Below are 17804 nucleotides of genomic sequence, written 5' to 3'. Positions count from 1 at the left end.
GTTAATCCATAAGGCCTTGCCCCATTGGCTTTCTCCCAGCCCCCAAGCTGTCAGCCGCTCCTTTGAGCCGCTTTTAAGCGCATGATTTCAGCAGCCCTGCCGGGCGCTGGATGGCATTGCCCCGGATCGGCCCTTGCATGATCCCCTCGCAGCTGCCGCGCCAATCCAGGTCGATGCCGGCCCGCCACATCCAATATTCATACAGGCGGCCTTTGCATCGATATCGCCCCAAGGCTGGCCATGCCTGCCGCTCAGAGCGCAGGCGCTTTCGTCAACCCGCGGTTTGTCCGCCCGCGGCCACAGTGTGGCCCGGCGTGTTCCGCGCACGACCCCTCCGGGAAACTCACGTCCCGCAACCGTCCGTCCACCAAAGACGGATTCCGACGCATCTGACGTGCGCCGGCATAGAAGTACGCTGTCCGGGCAACCGGAGCCGTGTTTCCATAAAACAACTTGAACGAGGAAAACATATGAATACGCTGTTCAACATCCATGACCTGGTGCGCCGTCCGGCCCATTCCAAGCTGGACGACATGCCCATCAACGTGGGCGACGTGGTGCACCTGAAACTGGCCGACGGCAAGGCCATCCGCGCCGCCGTCATCTACAACGCGCCCATCAACGGCACGACCACCTATACGACCGAGGTCGTCCGCCCTGGCGGCACGAATCGCGGCGAGCGCATCCGCTTCCGCCACGAGCATGTGCATCGCATCGAGCCGGTGGCCCGCCAGCGCAGGCTGTCGGCCTGATCGCCGTGGCCGGGCGTGTTACAGTGGCCGCGTCCGAAACCGTCCGCCTCAAGCCCCATGCCCTCCACGCTGCGCATCTGGGACCTGCCGACCCGATTGTTCCACTGGGCCCTCGTGGTCTGCGTGCTGGGCGCCTTTGTCACCGTCAAGCTGGGCGGCCTGTACATGGAATGGCATGTGCGCTTCGGCTTGGCGACCGCGGGCCTTATCCTTTTTCGCGTGCTGTGGGGTCTGTTCGGCTCGCGCTATGCGCGCTTCTCGCAATTCCTGCGCGGCCCGCGCGCCCTGGCCGCCTATCTGGGCGGCCGCCTGCGCACCGCCGGCCATAATCCGCTGGGCGCCCTCTCGGTCATCGCCATGCTGCTGGCCTTCGGCTTCCAGGCTGTCAGCGGCCTGTTCGCCAGCGACGACATCATGATCCAGGGCCCGCTCTATGACCGCGTCGACGAAGGCCTGGCCTCCACCCTGACCGGCCTGCACAAGGCCAATGAATGGGTGCTGATCGCCTTGGTCGGGCTGCATCTGCTGGCCCTGCTGTGGTATGCCGGCATCAAGCGCCGGCCGTTGCTGCGGGCCATGGTCACGGGCGATGCGCCCGCCAGCGACCAGCCCCCCGGCGCGGCGCCGGCCCGCGACGACCTCGGCATGCGCTTGCGCGCCTTGGTCATCGCCTTGGGCTGCGCCGCCGTGGTGATCTGGCTATTCAGCCAGGAGGCCGCGCCCGCCTTCTAGACCCCGGACGGCCACAAAAGCCATAACGCCCCGCAAGGGGCGTTATGGCTTTGCCGGACGCAGCGGCTTTATTTCTTGCGGTAGACGTCGTGACAGGCCTTGCAGCTGGCGCCGACATCGCCGAACGCGGCGCGCACCTTGGCCAGGTCGCCGCTGTCGGCCGCCGCCGACAGCTTGCCGACATTGTCGACCAGGCGCTGCTGCTTGTCCTTGAAGTCGGCCGCATTGCTCCAGACTTCGGGCTTGGCATCGCCGCCTTCGGTGCCCGGACCGAAACCGGCCCAGGGCAGCGCGGCCAGCGTCTTGAGGATGTCGACATTGGCCTTGATCTGCGCGGCGTCATAGGGCGCCTGGCCGCGCACCACCGGCTGCATGCGGCTGAAGTGGGAGGCCATCACCGTCAGGGCGGCCTGGCGGTACTTGACGGCATCTTGGGGCTTGGCGAACTGCGCGGCGGCCGGCATGGCCACGGCCGCACAGGCCAGGGCGATGAAGGCGGTCAACTTCTTCATGGGGATCTCCTGAGGCGGGGCAAGTCGCCGGTGTGCTCAGGGCCGCACCGGCGTGCGCACACTATACCGCCCGCGCCAGCTCGACGGCCAGCCCCACATAGGACCGCGGCGTCATGTCGAGCAGGCGCTGCTTGGCGTCGGCCGGCAAGGCCAGGCCGGCGATGAACTCGCGCAGTGCGCTCTCGGTGATGCCCTTGCCGCGGGTCAGGGCCTTGAGCTGCTCGTAGGGTTGCGGCAGCCCATAGCGGCGCATCACCGTCTGCACCGGCTCGGCCAGCACTTCCCAGCAGGCGTCGATGTCGGCGTCGATGGCCGCCGCGTTGACCTCCAGCTTGTTCAGGCCGCGCAGGCAGGCATCCCAGGCCACCAGGCAGTAGCCGAAACCCACGCCCAGGTTGCGCAGCACCGTCGAGTCGGTCAGGTCACGCTGCCAGCGGGAGACAGGCAGCTTGTCCGAGAGGTGGCGCAGCACGGCATTGGCCAGGCCCAGGTTGCCCTCGGAGTTTTCGAAGTCGATCGGGTTGACCTTGTGGGGCATGGTCGAGGAACCGACCTCGCCTTCCTTCAGGCGCTGCTTGAAGTAGCCCAGGGCGATATAGCCCCAGATGTCGCGGTCCAGGTCGAGGATGATGATATTGGCGCGGGCCACGGCGTCGAACAGCGCCGACATCCAGTCGTGCGGTTCGATCTGGATGGTGTGGCGGTTCTGGGTCAGGCCCAGGCCGGCCAGCACCTTGCGGCTGAATTCCGGCCAGTTGATTTCCGGATAGGCCGACAGGTGGGCATTGTAGTTGCCGGTCGCGCCATTGAGCTTGGCCAGCGGCTCGACCGCCTCGATGGCGGCGATGGCGCGCGACAGGCGCGCGGCCACGTTGGCGAACTCCTTGCCCAGGGTAGTCGGGCTGGCCGGCTGGCCATGGGTCCGCGACAGCATGGGCTGGCCGGCATTGGCCAGCGCCAGCTCATTGAGCTTGCCCAGCACTTCGCGCAGGCGCGGCAGAACGACCTGATCGCGGGCGCGGCTGAGCATCAGCGCATGCGAGGTGTTGTTGATGTCTTCCGAGGTGCAGGCGAAATGGATGAATTCCGCGGCGCGCGCCAGTTCGGCATCATCGGCCACGCGCTCCTTGAGCCAATACTCGACCGCCTTGACGTCATGGTTGGTCACGCGCTCGATTTCCTTGATGCGCTCGGCATCGGCTTCCGAGAAGTCGCTCACCAGCCGGGCCAGGCGGGCACGGGCGCTGGCCGAAAAAGCGGCCAGTTCGGGCAGGCCGGCATCCGACAGCGCCACCAGCCAGGCCACCTCGACTTCGACCCGGTGCGCCATGAAGCCGGCCTCGGACAGCAGCCCCCGCAAGGCATCGCCGCGCGATGCGTAGCGCCCATCCAGTGGCGAAAGGGCATTGAGTTGGGTAAGCTGGTCGGCAATCTGCATGATCGGAAAAAATGGCGGTTGAAAGCGGGTTCCGATTTTATCATCCGCGGTCATGTAACACTGTGACGCCCCCGCCTCCCCCGGCCCCGCGAGGGCGGCCCAGCCTGCTATACTGCGGCCGCTTTCCGACTCCACCTATCACTCCATGAAACTTATCGGTTCGCTTACCAGCCCCTACGTGCGCAAAGTCCGCGTCGTGATGGCCGAGAAAAAGCTGGACTACCAGCTCGAACTCGAAAACGTCTGGTCCCCCGATACGCAAATCCAGCAATTCAATCCGCTGGGCAAGGTGCCCTGCCTGGTCATGGAGGATGGCGGCGCGCTGTTCGACTCGCGCGTCATCGTTGAATATCTGGACACGCTGTCGCCGGTTGCCCGGCTCATCCCGCAATCCGGCCGCGAGCGCGCGGCGGTCAAGTGCTGGGAAGCGATCGCCGACGGCCTGCTCGACGCCTGCGTGACCATCGTCAAGGAAAACCAGCGGCCGGAAGCCCAACGCAGCGCCGAATGGATCGAGCGCCAGTACGGCAAGATCCGCGCCGCCCTGCGCGCCATGGACAGCAGCCTGGGCGAAAACGCTCACTGCATGGGCGTGAACTACACCCTGGCCGATATCGCCGTGGGTTGCGGGCTCGGCTACCTGGACCTGCGCTTCGCCAGCCTGAACTGGCGCGCCGAACACGCCAACCTGGCGCGCCTGTACGACAAGCTGTCGGCCCGCGCGTCCTTCGCTGACACGCTGCCGCCAGCCTGAAAACGGCCCCGCCAGGCCAGACAAGCCCCGGGCAATGGCCCGGGTTTTTTTTGCGCAGCCGGCCTCAGGCCATGAAGGCCTGCCAGGCCTTGAGCAGCATATAGGCCGCCAGGCAGAACAACAGCCCGGCGAAGACGCGCTTGAGCGTGGCCACGGGCAGGCGGTGCGCCAGGCGGGCGCCCACGGGCGCGGTCAGCACGCTGGTGCAAATGAGCGCCAGCAGGGCCGGCCAATAGATGAAGCCCAGCATGCCCGGACGCTGCACGCCTTCGGCCAGGCCGGACACCACATAGCCGACGCTGTTGGCCAGCGCGATCGGGAAACCCAGCGCCGCCGACGTCGACACGGCCGCCAGCAGCGACACATTGCACCAAACCATGAAGGGCACGGACAGGAAACCGCCGCCCGCGCCCACCAGGCCCGAAATAAAGCCTATCCCGGCGCCGGCCGCCGTCGTGCCGGCGATGCCTGGCATCTGGCGGCTGGGCTTGGGCTTTTTGTTGCGCAGCATGTTCCAGCCCGAATAACCGACGAACACGGCGAAAAACAGCGACAGCCAGGCGGTGCTGATCGCGGCAAAGGCCGCGCCTCCCGAGAGCAGTCCGCCGATGATGATGCCCGGCGCCATGGCGAAAACGATCTTCCAGTCGATGGTGCCCTTTTTCTGGTGGGCGCGCACGCTGGAGACGGACGTAAAGAGAATCGATGTCATGGACGTCGCAATCGCCGCATGCACGATCATGTCCGCGGGCATGCCGCCCTTCCAGCTGAACAACATGGTCAGGAAAGGCACCAGCACCATGCCGCCGCCTATGCCCAGCAGGCCGGCGGCAAAGCCGACCACCCCGCCCAGAATCAGCAGGCAAATCACCATCGTCACATCCACTTCGTTCTCCTCTCGTTTTAATGGAACCGGCGCGAGCGCAGCGGCGCCCGCCTCCCCCGAGGTCCGGACGCCGGCGGCAAGAAAGCATCAGCTGATAATGCCGCCCCCCAGGCAGACATCGCCGTCGTACAGCACGGCGGACTGGCCCGGCGTGACCGCCCATTGGTCCTGGGCGAAGGACAGCGAAAAGCCCTCGCCGTCAGGGCTCAGGCGGCAGGCCGCGTCGGCCTGGCGATAGCGCGTCTTGGCCGCGAAGTCGCCGGCCTCGGGCGCCTGTCCGTCTATCCAGCTGACGTCCTGCGCGCGCAGGGTCTTGGACAGCAGCCAGGGATGATCATGACCTTGGACGACATAGAGCGCGTTGTTCTTCAAGTCCTTGCGGGCGGTGTACCAGGCGTCGGCGGTGCCGTCCTCGCGCTGCCGGCCCTTGACCCCCCCTATGCCCAGGCCCTTGCGCTGGCCCAGCGTATAGAAGGCCAGGCCGTGATGCTGGCCCAGGCGCCTGCCCTCGGGCGTGAGGATGGGGCCCGGGGCGGTGGGCAGGTAGCGGTTGAGAAATTCGCGGAAGGGCCGCTCGCCGATGAAACAGATGCCCGTGGAGTCCTTCTTGGCCGCATTGTGCAGGCCGATTTCGTGGGCGATGCGGCGCACCTCCGTCTTGTGCAGCTCGCCCAGCGGAAACAGCGTGCGCGCCAGCTGGGCCTGGTTCAGCCGGTGCAGGAAATAGCTTTGGTCTTTGGAGCCGTCCAGCGCCTTGAGCAGCTGGAAGCGCCGGCCGCGCCCGCTGTCAACGGCGCGCACGCGGGCATAGTGGCCCGTGGCGATATGCTCGGCGCCCAGCGCCATGGCATGGTCCAGGAAGGCCTTGAACTTGATCTCGGCGTTGCACAGCACGTCCGGATTGGGCGTGCGGCCGGCGGAATACTCGCGCAGGAAATCGGCGAATACGCGGTCCTTGTACTCGGCCGCGAAATTGACGTACTCGAATTCCACGCCGACCCGATCGGCCACGCTGGCCGCGTCCAGCAGGTCCTGGCGGGTCGAACAGTATTCGGAATCGTCGTCATCCTCCCAGTTCTTCATGAACAGGCCGACGACCTCGTAGCCTTGCTGCTTGAGCAGCCAGGCGGTGACCGAGGAATCCACCCCGCCCGACATGCCGACCACGACGCGGCCTTTCTTGTGTGATGTCTGAACCATGATGCTGCTTATTTTAAGGGCGCCGCGTCATCCGGCACCGGTTCGGCCGCGCGCGAGACTTCCATGAGCCAGGAGCGGAAGGCCTGCAAAGTGGGCGAACTGGCTTTCTGTTCCGGATAACAGAGGTAATAGCCCTGGCGCGCGCGGATCGGCAGCTGGATGGGAACGATGAGCTTGCCGTCGCGCAACTCGTCTTCGATCAGGCAGCGCGGGATCAGCGCGATCCCGAAACCGGCCGCCGCCGCCTGCGACAACAGGGAATACTGGTCAAAGCGCGCGCCCTCCAGGGCGCGCCGCGTATCGCAGCCGGCCTGCTCGAACCAATCGCGCCAACCCTCCAGCGCCGAGGTGTGGTGCAACAACGGATAGCGCATCAAATCGCCGGCCTCGCCGCAGGCCTGGGGAATCAGCCGCGGACTGCAGACCGGCAGGATTTCGCGGCCGACGATGTAATCGGCCCCGCTGCCGGGCCACACCCCTTCGCCGAAGCGCACCGCCGCATCGAGCTCGGGCGTGGAAAAATCATAGCCCTGGCGGTGCGGCAGGAATTCCACATGGATGTCCGGCCGCAGCCGGCGGAAAGCCGTCAGCCTGGGGATGAGCCAGCGCGCCCCGAAGGTCGGCATGGAGGTCAGCCGCAGCGTGCCCCCCTTGCCCTGGTGGGCGATGAGTTCCACGGTCGCCGCCTCGATCTGGCTCAGGCCCGCCTGCACCTGCTTGAGGTAGCTGCGCCCCGCCTCGGTCAGGACCAGGCCTTGCCTGATGCGCAGGAATAATTCAACGCCGACAAATTCTTCAAGATGTTTCACCTGTTTGCTGACCGCCCCCTGGGTCACGCAGAGTTCCTGGGCGGCGCGGGTGAAACTGCTATGCCTGGCGGCCACTTCAAAGGCCTGCAGGTCGGTGAGCGAAGGGCAGAACCGGCGCATGGGCGATACCTTGGCCAGAAATACTTACACCCCTGGCATGAAAAAAAGTAATAGCTTACGGAGAATCTTTCGTTTGCGCAAACCCGCCCCGGGCTTTCAGAATCTCGGAGTCAGTCTTAAAGACCCACGCCTATTCAGGGGAATTCATGCAACGTCGCAACCTCATCCTGGGCCTGTCCCTGGCCGCCGCCGCGCTGGCGGCTCCGTTCACCGCCGTGCACGCCGAAGACAGCTACCCGAGCAAGCCCATCCGCCTCATCGTCCCCTTCCCGCCCGGAGGCACGACCGACATCGTCGGCCGCCTGTTCGCCGACAAGCTGGGCAAGGAACTGGGCCAGACCGTGGTGGTGGAAAACCGCGGCGGCGCCGGCGGCTCGATCGGCTCGGCCTTTATCGCCAACAGCGCGCCGGACGGCTACACGCTGGGCATCGCCACCGTCTCGACGCATGGCATCAATCCGGCCATCTATTCCAATCTGGCATTCGACGCCGAGAAGGACTTCACGCCCATCTCGAATCTGGCGGCCGTGCCCAATGTGATGTCCATCAATCCCAAGGTCGCCGCCAAGACCATGGAAGAGTTCGTCAAGCTGGCCAAGAGCCAGCCGGGCAAGATCACCTACGCCTCGGCCGGCAACGGTTCGGTCTCGCACATGATGGGAGAGCTGTTCAAGATGTCCGCCGGCGTGGACCTGATGCATGTGCCCTACCGCGGCGTGGGCCCGGCCCTGAACGACACGCTGGCCGGCCAGGTCGACGTGCTGTTCGACAACCTGCCCTCTTCGCTGCCCCACATCCAGTCCGGCGCCCTGGTCGCCCTGGCCGTGGCCGCCCCGCAGCGCGTGGCCAACCTGCCCAATGTCCCGACCTTCGCCGAAGTCGGCCTGGCCCCGGTGAATGACTCCTCCTGGTTCGGCCTGGTCGGTCCGGCCAAGCTGCCGCAGGCCGTCACGGACAAGATCTACGCCGCCGTGGCCAAGGTCAGCGCCGACCCCGACGTCAAGGGCCGCCTGGACAGCCTGGGCGCCGCGCCCGTGGGCAACAAGCCCGCCGAGTTCGCCAAGCAGATTTCCGACGAAATCGCCAAGAACAAGCGCATCGCCAAAGAAGCCAACGTGAAGATCGACTAAGCGGTCTTCGGTCCCCGCCCGCCGCGGGGACCCCTCTTATTTTCGCAGCACCCCTTGTCATGCCTATCATCAATCCCCTGTCCTACCGCCTCGACCTGCCGCAGCGTTTTCCGCAAGCCGCGCCCCTGGTGCTCGATTCGCCCCACAGCGGCACGGCCTATCCGCCGGATTTCGCACCCTCGGTCGACCTGGGCGCCCTGCGGACCGCGGAAGACACCTGGGTGGATGACCTCTGGGGCGATGCCATCGAGCTGGGCGTGCCGCTGATCGCGGCCAGTTTTCCGCGCGCCTATATCGACGCCAACCGCTCGGCCGACGAAGTCGATCCGCTGTTGCTCGACGGCCCCTGGGATGGCCCGATGAGCGATTCGCCCAAGGTCAGGCTGGGCAAGGGCCTGATCTGGCGCATGCTCGATGACGGCACGCCGCTCTACGACCGCAAACTCTCGGCCGATGAAGTGCGGCATCGCATCGAAGCTTGCTGGAAGCCCTATCACGCCAAGCTGTCCGAAGTGCTGGACCAGGTCCATGCCCATTTCGGCAAGGTCTGGCATATCAATTGTCATTCCATGCCCAGCGTGGCCGGCGCCTTCGCCACCGACCGGCCGGGCCTGGTGCACCCCGATTTCGTGCTCGGCGACCGTGACGGTTCGACCAGTGATCCGGCCTTCCGCGAATTCGTCGCCCGGTGGCTGCGCGAACGCGGCTACAACGTGACGGTCAACGATCCCTACAAGGGCGTCGAGCTGGTGCGCGTCTTCGGCCGCCCGGCCCAAGGCCGCCACAGCCTGCAGATCGAGATCAACCGCAAGCTGTACATGGATGAAGTCAGCCTGCGTCCTAACGAGGGCTATGCCCGGCTCAAATCAGACTTGCGCGGACTGACCGCCGCGCTGGTCGACTGGACGCGCGCGCAGACGGCCTGACGCCGGACGGATGCGCGCACGGGATGGAACCGGCGGCCATCGCCCCGGTCATCCGTTCACCCCCCGAGGTCCACAAGACTCCGGGGGATTTTTTTTGTCTTGAGGCGCGGCCTCGGGACGGCCCGACGCCTGCGCGGCCGCGGGGGGCTTTCGTGTATAACTACGCAAGCCTTCGGAGGAGGAGCGCAGATGCAAATCGGGATACCCAAAGAAACCCGAGACGGGGAGACTCGTGTCGCCGCAACACCTGAGACGGTCAAGAAGTACGTGGCCGCCGGACATGCTGTCATCGTGGAGCAAGGCGCGGGCGCAGCGGCCCGCTACCGCGATGAAGACTACCAGGCCGCCGGCGCAAGCCTGGCCGATGCGGCCGCCGCGCTCGGCGCGCAGCTCGTGCTCAAGGTGCGCGCGCCGTCCGAGGCCGAGCTGCCGCGCATGCGCCGCGACGCCGTCCTGGTGGGCATGCTGGACCCTTTCGACGCCGAAGGGCTGGCGCGCATGGCCCAGGCCGGCCTGACCGCCTTTGCCTTGGAGGCCGCGCCGCGCACCACCCGCGCGCAAAGCCTGGACGTGCTGTCTTCGCAGGCCAACCTGGCCGGCTACCAGGCCGTGCTGCTGGCGGCCAGCCACAGCGGCCGCCTGTTTCCCATGATGATGACCGCCGCCGGCACCCTGAAGGCGGCGCGGGTGGTCGTGCTCGGCGCCGGCGTGGCCGGCCTGCAGGCCATCGCCACCGCCAGGCGCCTGGGCGCCGTGGTGGAAGCCTCCGATGTGCGCCCTGCCGTCAAGGAACAGATCGAATCGCTGGGGGCCAAATTCATCGACGTCCCCTTTGAAACCGAAGAAGAACGCGAAATCGCCCAGGGCACGGGCGGTTATGCCCGCCCCATGCCCGCCGCCTGGATGGCGCGGCAGGCCACGCTGGTGGCCCAGCGCTGCCAGCAGGCCGACGTCGTGATCACCACGGCCCTCATCCCGGGACGCCCCGCGCCCGTGCTGATCAGCCCCGAGACCGTGGCGGGCATGAAGCCCGGCGCGGTCCTGGTCGACCTGGCCGTCGAGCGCGGCGGCAACTGCCCGCTGACCGAAAAAGGCCAGGTGGTCGAAAAGCACGGCGTGACGCTGATCGGCCTGACCAACCTGCCCGGCAGGCTGGCCACCGACGCCTCGGCGCTCTATGCGCGCAACCTGCTGGATTTCATGAAGCTCATCACCGGCGAAGGCGGCGCGCTCGATATTCGGCGCGACGACGACATCGTCGCGGCCTGCCTGGTCTGCGAAGGCGGCCAGGTCCTGAGGAGGTCATAAGATGGAAGGCATCAGCCCCACCCTGATCAATCTGATCATTTTCGTGCTGGCGATCTATGTCGGCTACCACGTGGTCTGGAATGTCACGCCCGCCCTGCATACGCCGCTCATGGCGGTCACCAACGCGATATCGGCCATCATCATCGTGGGCGCCATGCTGGCCGCCGCGCTGACCGAGGGCGGCTTGGCGCGCGCCATGGGCGTGCTGGCCGTGGCGCTGGCCGCGGTCAATGTGTTCGGCGGTTTCCTGGTCACCCGCCGCATGCTCGAGATGTTCAAGAAAAAAGACCGTCCGGCCAAGGAGCGCAGCCAATGATCTCGCTGAACCTGGTCACGCTGTTCTACCTCATCGCCTCGGTCTGCTTCATCCAGGCGCTCAAGGGCTTGTCTCACCCGGCCACCTCGCGCCTGGGCAATGGCTTCGGCATGGCGGGCATGGCGATCGCCGTGCTGACCACCGCCGCGCTCATCGTCGGCTTGGCGCGCCAGGATGGCCCGGGCGCCGGCATCGGGCTGGGCTGGGTGCTGCTGGGCCTGCTCGTCGGCGGCAGCGTCGGCACGCTCATGGCCAAGCGCGTGGAAATGACCAAGATGCCCGAGCTGGTCGCCTTCATGCACAGCATGATAGGCCTGGCCGCCGTGGCGATCGCCATCGCCGTCGTGGCCGAGCCGCATGCCTTCGGCATCGCCGCGCCGGGCCTGCCCATCCCGACGGGCAACCGCCTGGAGCTGTTCATCGGCACTTTCGTGGGCGCCATCACCTTCTCGGGCTCGGTCATTGCCTTCGGCAAACTGTCCGGCAAGTACAAGTTCCGGCTGTTCCAGGGCGCGCCGGTCACCTTCGGCGGCCAGCACCTGCTGAACCTGCTGCTGGCCATCATCATGCTGGCCAGCGGCTTCTGGTTCATGGCCACGCAGTCATGGACGCCCTTCGTGATCATGACCGTGCTGGCCTTCATATTGGGCGTGCTCATCATCATTCCCATCGGCGGCGCCGACATGCCCGTGGTGGTGTCCATGCTCAACAGCTATTCGGGCTGGGCCGCGGCCGGCATCGGGTTCTCGCTCAACAACCCCATGCTCATCATTGCCGGCTCGCTGGTCGGTTCCTCGGGCGCCATCCTGTCGTACATCATGTGCCGCGCGATGAACCGCTCTTTCTTCAACGTGATCCTGGGCGGCTTCGGCGGCCAGGCGGCCGCGGCCGGCGCCGCCGGCGAACAGGTCCAGCGCCCGGTCAAATCGGGCAGCCCGGAGGACGCGGCCTTCCTGCTGTCCAATGCCGAGACCGTGATTATCGTGCCGGGCTACGGCCTTGCGGTGGCGCGGGCCCAGCACGCCCTGAAAGAGCTGACCGACAAGCTGAGCGCCAAAGGCATCACCGTCAAGTACGCCATCCATCCCGTGGCCGGCCGCATGCCGGGCCATATGAATGTGCTGCTGGCCGAAGCCGAGGTGCCCTACGACCAGGTCTTCGAAATGGAAGAAATCAATGGCGAGTTCGGCCAGACCGACGTGGTCCTGGTGCTGGGCGCCAACGACGTGGTGAATCCCGCGGCCAAGAACGATCCGGCCTCGCCCATCGCCGGCATGCCCATCCTCGAAGCCTACAAGGCACGCAACATCATCGTGAACAAGCGTTCGATGGCGGCCGGCTATGCCGGCCTGGACAACGAGCTTTTCTACATGGACCGCACGATGATGGTCTTCGGCGACGCCAAGAAGGTCGTCGAGGACATGGGCCGGGCCATCGACTAGGCCCGGCGCGGCGGCTGCGCGGCGCGCAGCCGCTCATCGACGGCCTCCACCCAGTGGCGCACGGGCGTGCCCGTGCCCGCCTGGAGGTGGCCGATGCAGCCGATGTTGGCCGACAGGATGACCTGGGCCCCGGTGCCGGAAATGGCGGCCAGCTTGCGGTCGCGCAAGGCCTGGGAGATGCCGGGATTGAGCACCGAATAGGCCCCGGCCGAACCACAGCAAAGATGGGTGTCGGCAAAGGGCTGCAGCGCAAACCCCAGTTCGGCCAGCAGGCGCTCGCTCAGCGGACGCAGCCCCTGCCAATGCTGCAGGGTGCAGGGCGGGTGGAAGGCCGCGCGCGGCGCCGGGCCGAGTTTCCCGGCCAGCTCGGCCGCATGCGGCGCAAGCAGTTCGGCGACGTCCTTGACCCGCTCCACGACATAGGCGGCCTTCTCGGCATAGGCGGGATCATGCCGCAGATGATGCGCATAGTCCTTGACCATGGCGCCGCAACCCGAGGCATTCATGACGATGGCCTCGGCCCGCCCCTCCTTCAGCAAGGGCCACCAGGCGTCGATATTGGCGCGCATCTGCGCCAGGGCTGCCTCCTGGGCATCGAGGTGGAAATTCACCGCGCCGCAGCAGCCCGCCCCGCCGGCCTGGCGCACGCTTATGCCCACGGCGTCGAGCACGCGCACCGTGGCCGCGTCGATGGCCGGCATCATGCTGGGCTGCACGCAGCCGGCCGGCATCACGACCTGGCGCGCGTGGCGCGTGGCATCGGGCAGCAGGCCGGGCGCGCGCCACGCCGGCACTTTCGATCGCAGCGCGGCGGGCAGCAGCGGCCGCAAGGTCTGCGCCAGACGCATGGCCGGGGCGAACAGGGCCGAATTCATGCCTTTGCGCAGCAGCCAGCGGCGCAGGCGATCCGGCCAGGCACGCGCAACGCGCTCGTCGACGACCTTGCGGCCCAGATCGATGAGATGGCCGTACTGCACGCCTGAAGGACAGGTCGTCTCGCAGTTGCGGCAGGTCAGGCAACGGTCCAGGTGCAATTGCGTGGCGTGGGTGGGCGCCGCCCCCTCCAAGACCTGCTTGATGAGGTAGATGCGTCCGCGCGGACTGTCGCGCTCATCGCCCAGCACCTGGTAGGTCGGGCAGGTGGCGGTGCAAAAGCCGCAATGCACGCAGCGGCGGAGAATGGCGTCGGCTTCCTGACCAAGGTCGGTGCCGCGCGCCCAGGAAGCAAGCTGAGTCTGCATCAGGGTCTGCCTATAGGTCCAGCACCATGCGGCCCGGATTGAACAATCCCGCCGGGTCCAGCTCCTGCTTGAGCCGCCGCGTGATCTGCGCCACGCCAGGACTCAAGGGATGAAACACGCCGTCGTCCGGGACCGCGCCGCCCTGGGCGCGGAACAGGGTGGCATGCCCGCCGGCGGCCTGGGCCGCCTCGCGCACGGCACGGGCATCGGCACGGGCGCTCAGCCACCGCTGGCCCCCGCCCCACTCGACCAGCATCGGCCCCAGCGCCAGCGGCGGCGCGGTCGGCGCCACGGCGAGACGCCACAGCGGCACGCCGCCCTGGAAGAAGGCATGCGTCTGCTCCCGCAGAGCCTGCCAGGCGGAGCGCGCCACGGCCGGATCCAGTTCGGTGCCGCCCACGCGCTGGCGCGCGGCGCGCAATGCCGGCGCCGTGCCCGACAAACGTGCCATCCAGCGTCCGCCTTCGCCGCCGTCGCCGTCCGGCACCCAGGCCGTGGCGGACACCGGCAAGGGCTGACCGCGCCATTGGGCGAACTGCTGCAGCGCCTCGGCCTGCGTGCCATGGCCCACCAGCGTGACCTCCTCGGCCGGCAGCGGCACCACCTTGAGCGAGACCTCCAGAATGGCGCCGAAAATCCCCAAAGAACCACTCAACAGGCGCGAGACATCGTAGCCGGCGACGTTCTTCATGACCTCGCCGCCAAAGGACAGGACGCGGCCCTGGGAATCCAGCAGGCGCGTGCCCAGCACGTAGTCGCGCACGCCGCCGCATGCCTGGCGCCGCGGGCCGGCCAGCCCGGCCGCTACGCAGCCGCCCACGGTCGCGCCCGCCTCGAAATGAGGCGGCTCGAAGGCGAGCATCTGGCGTTCTTCGGCCAAGGCGGCCTCCAGCTCGGCCAGGGGCGTACCCGCGCGCACCGTGACCACCAGCTCCGAGGGCTGGTAATTCACGATGCCGCGATAGGCAGTCATGTCCAGCACATAATGGCCGGGCGCGGCATGGCGCGGGTTGCCATAAAAGCGCTTGCTGCCGCCGCCCGCGATGATGAGCGGCTTATGGCCGGCGCGCGCCGTCATGACCTGGTCGCATAATTCCGACAGGACGAATTCCATCAGGAGTCGCCTCAGAAGCGGGCCAGGTCGGGGAATCGCATTTCACCCGCGTGCACGTGCATCTTGCCGTACTCGGCGCAGCGGGCCAGGGTGGGGATCACTTTTTCAGGATTGAGCAGGCCGGGCGGGTCGAATGCCCGTTTGACCGCGAGAAAGGCGTCAAGCTCGTCACGCGAAAATTGCACGCACATTTGATTTATTTTCTCCATACCCACACCGTGCTCTCCCGTCACGGTGCCTCCGACTTGCACGCACAGCTCGAGGATGGCGGCGCCGAATTTCTCGGCGCGCTCGACCTCGTCCGGCTTGTTTGAATCGAACAGAATCAGGGGATGCAGGTTGCCGTCGCCGGCATGGAACACATTGGCGCAACGCAGGCCGAACTCATCCTCCATCTGCTCAATGGCATTGAGCACGCGCGCCAGGTGCCGGCGCGGAATCGTGCCGTCCATACAGTAGTAGTCCGGCGAGACGCGCCCCGCCGCCGGGAAGGCGTTCTTGCGGCCGGCCCAGAAACGCAGGCGCTCGGCTTCCGATGACGACACCTGGCAGCGCGTGGCGCCGGCGGCCCGGAAGATGGCTTCCATGCGCTCGATCTCGTGGGCCACCTCTTCGGGCGTGCCATCGGATTCGCACAGCAGGATGGCCTGGGCGTCCAGGTCATAGCCGGCCTGCACAAAGGGCTCCACCATGTGGGTGGCCTGCCGGTCCATCATCTCCAGCCCGGCCGGGATGATGCCGGCCGCGATGATCTGCGTGACCGCATTGCCGGCCGCCTCGACGCTGGCAAAGCTGGCCATGACGACCTGGGCGCAGACCGGTCTGGGGATGAGCTTGACCGTGACTTCGGTCACCACGCCCAGCATGCCCTCGGAACCGATGAACAGGGGCAGCAGCTCCGGGCCGGGCGCATCCGGCGCCTCGCTGCCCAGCTCGACCACGTCGCCATCGATGGTGATAAGGCGCACCTTGAGCACGTTGTGCACGGTGAGGCCGTATTTCAGGCAGTGCACGCCGCCGGAGTTCTCGGCCACATTGCCGCCGATCGAACAGGCGATCTGGCTGGAGGGATCCGGCGCATAGTAAAGGCCGTAGGCCGAGGCGGCCTCGGAAATGGCCAGGTTGCGCACCCCGGGCTCGACCACCGCCAGGCCGGCGGCCGGATCGATGCGCTTGATGCGGTTGAACTTGGACAGGCCCAGCAGCACGCCTTGCGCATGCGGCATCGATCCTCCCGACAGGCCCGTGCCGGCGCCGCGCGCCACCACGGGCACGTTCAGGCGCTTGCAGACCCGCAGGACCTCGCGCAGCTGTTCCTCGGTTTCGGGCAGCGCCACGGCCGCCGGCAGCGCGCGGAACAGGGACAGCCCGTCGCACTCGTAGGGGCGAGTATCCTCCTCGCGATACAGCACGCAATGCGCCGGTAGAACGGCCTGCAGTGCCTGCACCAGCGTTCGCGGAGAAAATGGCGCCTGGGTATGGCTCAGGCCGGCTTCGACGAGTGAAGTCATGAACGGAAAGATAGCGTGCGTAACTGCTTTGTTCATGCCGGGATTTACCCGCAGAGCGGGTTTTCCACCAGCAAAGAAAAAGGCGCCCGACACGGGCGCCTTGCGGCCTCGGCCGACGGCGGCCCTACCAGGCGAGAATCTTGCCCGGGTTGAGGATGTTGTTCGGGTCAAAGGCATGCTTGAGGCTGCGCATCAGCGCCAGGGCGTCCTCGCCATGCTCCTCGGCCATGAACTGCATCTTGTGCAGGCCGACGCCGTGCTCGCCCGTGCAAGTGCCGTCGGCGGCGATCGCACGGCGGACCAAATTGTGATTAATGGTTTCCGACTCCTGCCATTCGGCCTCGCTGTCGCCATCGAGCAGCATCAGCACATGGAAGTTGCCGTCGCCCACGTGGCCCACGATGGTGTACGGAAAACTGGCGCGGTCCAGTTCGTCGACCGTCTCGCGCACGCAGTCGGCCAGCCGCGAGATCGGGACGCAGACGTCGGTGGTGCTGGCGCGGCAGCCGGGACGCAGCTGCAGGCCGGCAAAATAGGCGTTGTGCCGTGCCGTCCAGAGGCGGTTGCGGTCCTCGGGGCGCTCGGCCCACTCGAAATCCATGCCGCTATGCTCGGCGGTGATGGCCTGCACCGTCTCGGCCTGCTCCTGCACGCCCGCCGGGCTGCCGTGGAATTCGAACACCAGCATGGGCGTCTCGCGCAGCGAGAGCTTGCTGTGCAGGTTGACCGCCTTGACGGCGGCCGCATCCATGAACTCCACGCGCGCCACCGGCACGCCCATCTGGATGATTTCGATCACGCTCTGGACCGCGTCATCCAGGGTCGGGAAATTGCAGACCGCGGCCGATACGGCCTCGGGCTGCGGATACAGGCGGACGGTCACCTCGGTGATGATGCCCAGCGTGCCTTCGCTGCCCACGAAAATGCGTGTAAGGTCATAGCCGGCCGAGGACTTGCGCGCGCGGCCCGCGGTGCGTACGACACGCCCATCCGCCGTCACCACGGTCAGCGACATCACGTTCTCGCGCATCGTGCCGTAGCGCACGGCATTGGTCCCGGAGGCGCGCGTGGCGGCCATGCCGCCCAGGCTCGCATCGGCGCCCGGATCAATCGGGAAAAACAACCCGGTGCTGCGGATTTCTTCGTTGAGCTGCTTGCGGGTGACACCGGCCTGCACGGTCGCCGTCAGGTCTTCGGCATTGACGGCCAGGACCTGGTTCATCTGCGACAGGTCCAGGCTGATGCCGCCCTGGATGGCCAGCAGATGCCCCTCCAGCGAAGAGCCCGCGCCATAGGGGATCAGGGGCACACGGTGCTCATTGCACAGCCGCGCCACCTGGGCCACTTCTTCGGTGGACTGCGCGAAGACCACCGCGTCGGGCAGCATGGGGGGATAAGGCGACTCATCCCGGCCATGGTGCTCGCGCACCGCCGCCGACACCGACAGGCGATCGCCAAACAGCGCCTTGAGCGCATCCAGACAGGCGGCGGGCACGGGACGGCGCAGGGTTTCGGAATGCAGGGGAGCGTTCATGGTGAGCAGGGATAGAGGTTGGTATCCAGCCATTCTACGCCGACAGACCGCCGTGCTGGCCGGGCCCGCGCATGAAAAA

General features: G+C 66.9%; 17 protein-coding genes. 8 read left to right on the top strand and 9 right to left on the bottom strand.

Annotated elements, in window-relative coordinates:
- Window positions 1-470 precede the first annotated feature (470 nt).
- Both AXA74_RS01860 and AXA74_RS01855 read left to right on the top strand, forming a co-directional pair.
- Window positions 471-752, top strand: a complete 282-nt coding sequence (locus AXA74_RS01860) for a hypothetical protein (RefSeq protein ID WP_029579655.1) — start codon at window positions 471-473, stop codon at window positions 750-752.
- A 57-nt stretch (window positions 753-809) separates the two neighbouring features.
- The gene (locus tag AXA74_RS01855; protein WP_029579656.1) at window positions 810-1484 is read left to right on the top strand and encodes a cytochrome b/b6 domain-containing protein; all 675 of its coding nucleotides are present in this window, start codon (window positions 810-812) and stop codon (window positions 1482-1484) included.
- A 68-nt stretch (window positions 1485-1552) separates the two neighbouring features.
- Here the strand turns inward: AXA74_RS01855 and AXA74_RS01850 are convergent, their stop codons facing one another.
- Both AXA74_RS01850 and purB read right to left on the bottom strand, forming a co-directional pair.
- Complete coding sequence (locus AXA74_RS01850) at window positions 1553-1996, bottom strand: c-type cytochrome (protein WP_029579657.1); 444 nt, start codon at window positions 1994-1996, stop codon at window positions 1553-1555.
- 61 nt (window positions 1997-2057) lie between these two features.
- Window positions 2058-3434 (bottom strand): adenylosuccinate lyase, encoded by a 1377-nt coding sequence (purB, locus tag AXA74_RS01845; RefSeq protein ID WP_029579658.1) that lies wholly within the window; start codon window positions 3432-3434, stop codon window positions 2058-2060.
- 145 nt (window positions 3435-3579) lie between these two features.
- On the opposite strand from purB, the gene AXA74_RS01840 reads away from it, so the two are divergent.
- The gene (locus AXA74_RS01840) at window positions 3580-4188 is read left to right on the top strand and encodes a glutathione S-transferase (RefSeq protein WP_029579659.1); all 609 of its coding nucleotides are present in this window, start codon (window positions 3580-3582) and stop codon (window positions 4186-4188) included.
- 64 nt (window positions 4189-4252) lie between these two features.
- Here AXA74_RS01840 and AXA74_RS01835 read toward each other — a convergent pair whose 3' ends face one another.
- The 3 genes from AXA74_RS01835 to gcvA form a co-directional block, all read right to left on the bottom strand.
- A complete protein-coding gene (locus tag AXA74_RS01835) occupies window positions 4253-5074 on the bottom strand; it encodes a sulfite exporter TauE/SafE family protein (RefSeq protein WP_029579660.1) in 822 nt (273 codons plus the stop codon).
- Between the two features lie 87 nt (window positions 5075-5161).
- A complete protein-coding gene (gene mnmA, locus AXA74_RS01830) occupies window positions 5162-6274 on the bottom strand; it encodes a tRNA 2-thiouridine(34) synthase MnmA (protein ID WP_029579661.1) in 1113 nt (370 codons plus the stop codon).
- Between the two features lie 8 nt (window positions 6275-6282).
- A complete protein-coding gene (gene gcvA / locus AXA74_RS01825) occupies window positions 6283-7203 on the bottom strand; it encodes a transcriptional regulator GcvA (protein WP_029579662.1) in 921 nt (306 codons plus the stop codon).
- A gap of 146 nt (window positions 7204-7349) precedes the next feature.
- Between gcvA and AXA74_RS01820 the strand changes: the two genes are divergently transcribed.
- The 5 genes from AXA74_RS01820 to AXA74_RS01800 all read left to right on the top strand — a co-directional run bounded on the left by AXA74_RS01820 (window position 7350) and on the right by AXA74_RS01800 (window position 12325).
- Complete coding sequence (locus tag AXA74_RS01820) at window positions 7350-8333, top strand: tripartite tricarboxylate transporter substrate binding protein BugE (protein ID WP_029579663.1); 984 nt, start codon at window positions 7350-7352, stop codon at window positions 8331-8333.
- 59 nt (window positions 8334-8392) lie between these two features.
- Window positions 8393-9259, top strand: a complete 867-nt coding sequence (locus AXA74_RS01815; protein ID WP_029579664.1) for an N-formylglutamate amidohydrolase — start codon at window positions 8393-8395, stop codon at window positions 9257-9259.
- 189 nt (window positions 9260-9448) lie between these two features.
- On the top strand, window positions 9449-10567 hold the full coding sequence (locus AXA74_RS01810) for a Re/Si-specific NAD(P)(+) transhydrogenase subunit alpha (RefSeq protein WP_029579665.1): 1119 nt from the start codon (window positions 9449-9451) through the stop codon (window positions 10565-10567).
- 1 nt (window position 10568) lies between these two features.
- Window positions 10569-10883: an NAD(P) transhydrogenase subunit alpha gene (locus AXA74_RS01805; protein WP_029579666.1), complete on the top strand. Its 315-nt coding sequence runs from the start codon at window positions 10569-10571 to the stop codon at window positions 10881-10883.
- Window positions 10880-12325 (top strand): NAD(P)(+) transhydrogenase (Re/Si-specific) subunit beta, encoded by a 1446-nt coding sequence (locus AXA74_RS01800; protein WP_029579667.1) that lies wholly within the window; start codon window positions 10880-10882, stop codon window positions 12323-12325. Before AXA74_RS01805 ends, AXA74_RS01800 begins: the two co-directional genes overlap by 4 nt.
- On the opposite strand, the gene glcF is transcribed toward AXA74_RS01800, so the two are convergent.
- The 4 genes from glcF to AXA74_RS01780 form a co-directional block, all read right to left on the bottom strand.
- Complete coding sequence (glcF, locus tag AXA74_RS01795) at window positions 12322-13566, bottom strand: glycolate oxidase subunit GlcF (RefSeq protein WP_060833133.1); 1245 nt, start codon at window positions 13564-13566, stop codon at window positions 12322-12324. The genes AXA74_RS01800 and glcF overlap by 4 nt on opposite strands.
- Window positions 13567-13576: 10 nt before the next feature.
- Window positions 13577-14680, bottom strand: a complete 1104-nt coding sequence (gene glcE, locus AXA74_RS01790; protein ID WP_029579669.1) for a glycolate oxidase subunit GlcE — start codon at window positions 14678-14680, stop codon at window positions 13577-13579.
- Between the two features lie 11 nt (window positions 14681-14691).
- The gene (locus tag AXA74_RS01785; RefSeq protein WP_029579670.1) at window positions 14692-16191 is read right to left on the bottom strand and encodes an FAD-linked oxidase C-terminal domain-containing protein; all 1500 of its coding nucleotides are present in this window, start codon (window positions 16189-16191) and stop codon (window positions 14692-14694) included.
- A gap of 124 nt (window positions 16192-16315) precedes the next feature.
- The gene (locus AXA74_RS01780) at window positions 16316-17725 is read right to left on the bottom strand and encodes an FAD-binding oxidoreductase (protein WP_029579671.1); all 1410 of its coding nucleotides are present in this window, start codon (window positions 17723-17725) and stop codon (window positions 16316-16318) included.
- Between the last annotated feature and the right edge of the window lie 79 nt (window positions 17726-17804).

The organism is Bordetella hinzii LMG 13501 (assembly GCF_001548475.1).
GTDB lineage: Bacteria > Pseudomonadota > Gammaproteobacteria > Burkholderiales > Burkholderiaceae_B > Bordetella > Bordetella hinzii.
Note: the sequence above shows the minus strand (reverse complement) of the source record. Positions and strands in the feature narration are given on the sequence as shown.

Excerpts from the sequence above, each read along its gene's own strand:
- AXA74_RS01855 (WP_029579656.1), top strand. The coding sequence starts at position 810 with ATGCCCTCCACGCTGCGCATCTGGGACCTGCCGACCCGATTGTTCCAC.
- purB (WP_029579658.1), bottom strand. The coding sequence starts at position 3,434 with ATGCAGATTGCCGACCAGCTTACCCAACTCAATGCCCTTTCGCCACTG.
- AXA74_RS01805 (WP_029579666.1), top strand. The coding sequence starts at position 10,569 with ATGGAAGGCATCAGCCCCACCCTGATCAATCTGATCATTTTCGTGCTG.
- gcvA (WP_029579662.1), bottom strand. The coding sequence starts at position 7,203 with ATGCGCCGGTTCTGCCCTTCGCTCACCGACCTGCAGGCCTTTGAAGTG.
- glcE (WP_029579669.1), bottom strand. The coding sequence starts at position 14,680 with ATGGAATTCGTCCTGTCGGAATTATGCGACCAGGTCATGACGGCGCGC.
- AXA74_RS01810 (WP_029579665.1), top strand. The coding sequence starts at position 9,449 with ATGCAAATCGGGATACCCAAAGAAACCCGAGACGGGGAGACTCGTGTC.
- AXA74_RS01800 (WP_029579667.1), top strand. The coding sequence starts at position 10,880 with ATGATCTCGCTGAACCTGGTCACGCTGTTCTACCTCATCGCCTCGGTC.
- AXA74_RS01815 (WP_029579664.1), top strand. The coding sequence starts at position 8,393 with ATGCCTATCATCAATCCCCTGTCCTACCGCCTCGACCTGCCGCAGCGT.
- AXA74_RS01780 (WP_029579671.1), bottom strand. The coding sequence starts at position 17,725 with ATGAACGCTCCCCTGCATTCCGAAACCCTGCGCCGTCCCGTGCCCGCC.
- AXA74_RS01785 (WP_029579670.1), bottom strand. The coding sequence starts at position 16,191 with ATGACTTCACTCGTCGAAGCCGGCCTGAGCCATACCCAGGCGCCATTT.
- AXA74_RS01860 (WP_029579655.1), top strand. The coding sequence starts at position 471 with ATGAATACGCTGTTCAACATCCATGACCTGGTGCGCCGTCCGGCCCAT.
- AXA74_RS01820 (WP_029579663.1), top strand. The coding sequence starts at position 7,350 with ATGCAACGTCGCAACCTCATCCTGGGCCTGTCCCTGGCCGCCGCCGCG.
- mnmA (WP_029579661.1), bottom strand. The coding sequence starts at position 6,274 with ATGGTTCAGACATCACACAAGAAAGGCCGCGTCGTGGTCGGCATGTCG.
- AXA74_RS01850 (WP_029579657.1), bottom strand. The coding sequence starts at position 1,996 with ATGAAGAAGTTGACCGCCTTCATCGCCCTGGCCTGTGCGGCCGTGGCC.
- AXA74_RS01840 (WP_029579659.1), top strand. The coding sequence starts at position 3,580 with ATGAAACTTATCGGTTCGCTTACCAGCCCCTACGTGCGCAAAGTCCGC.
- glcF (WP_060833133.1), bottom strand. The coding sequence starts at position 13,566 with ATGCAGACTCAGCTTGCTTCCTGGGCGCGCGGCACCGACCTTGGTCAG.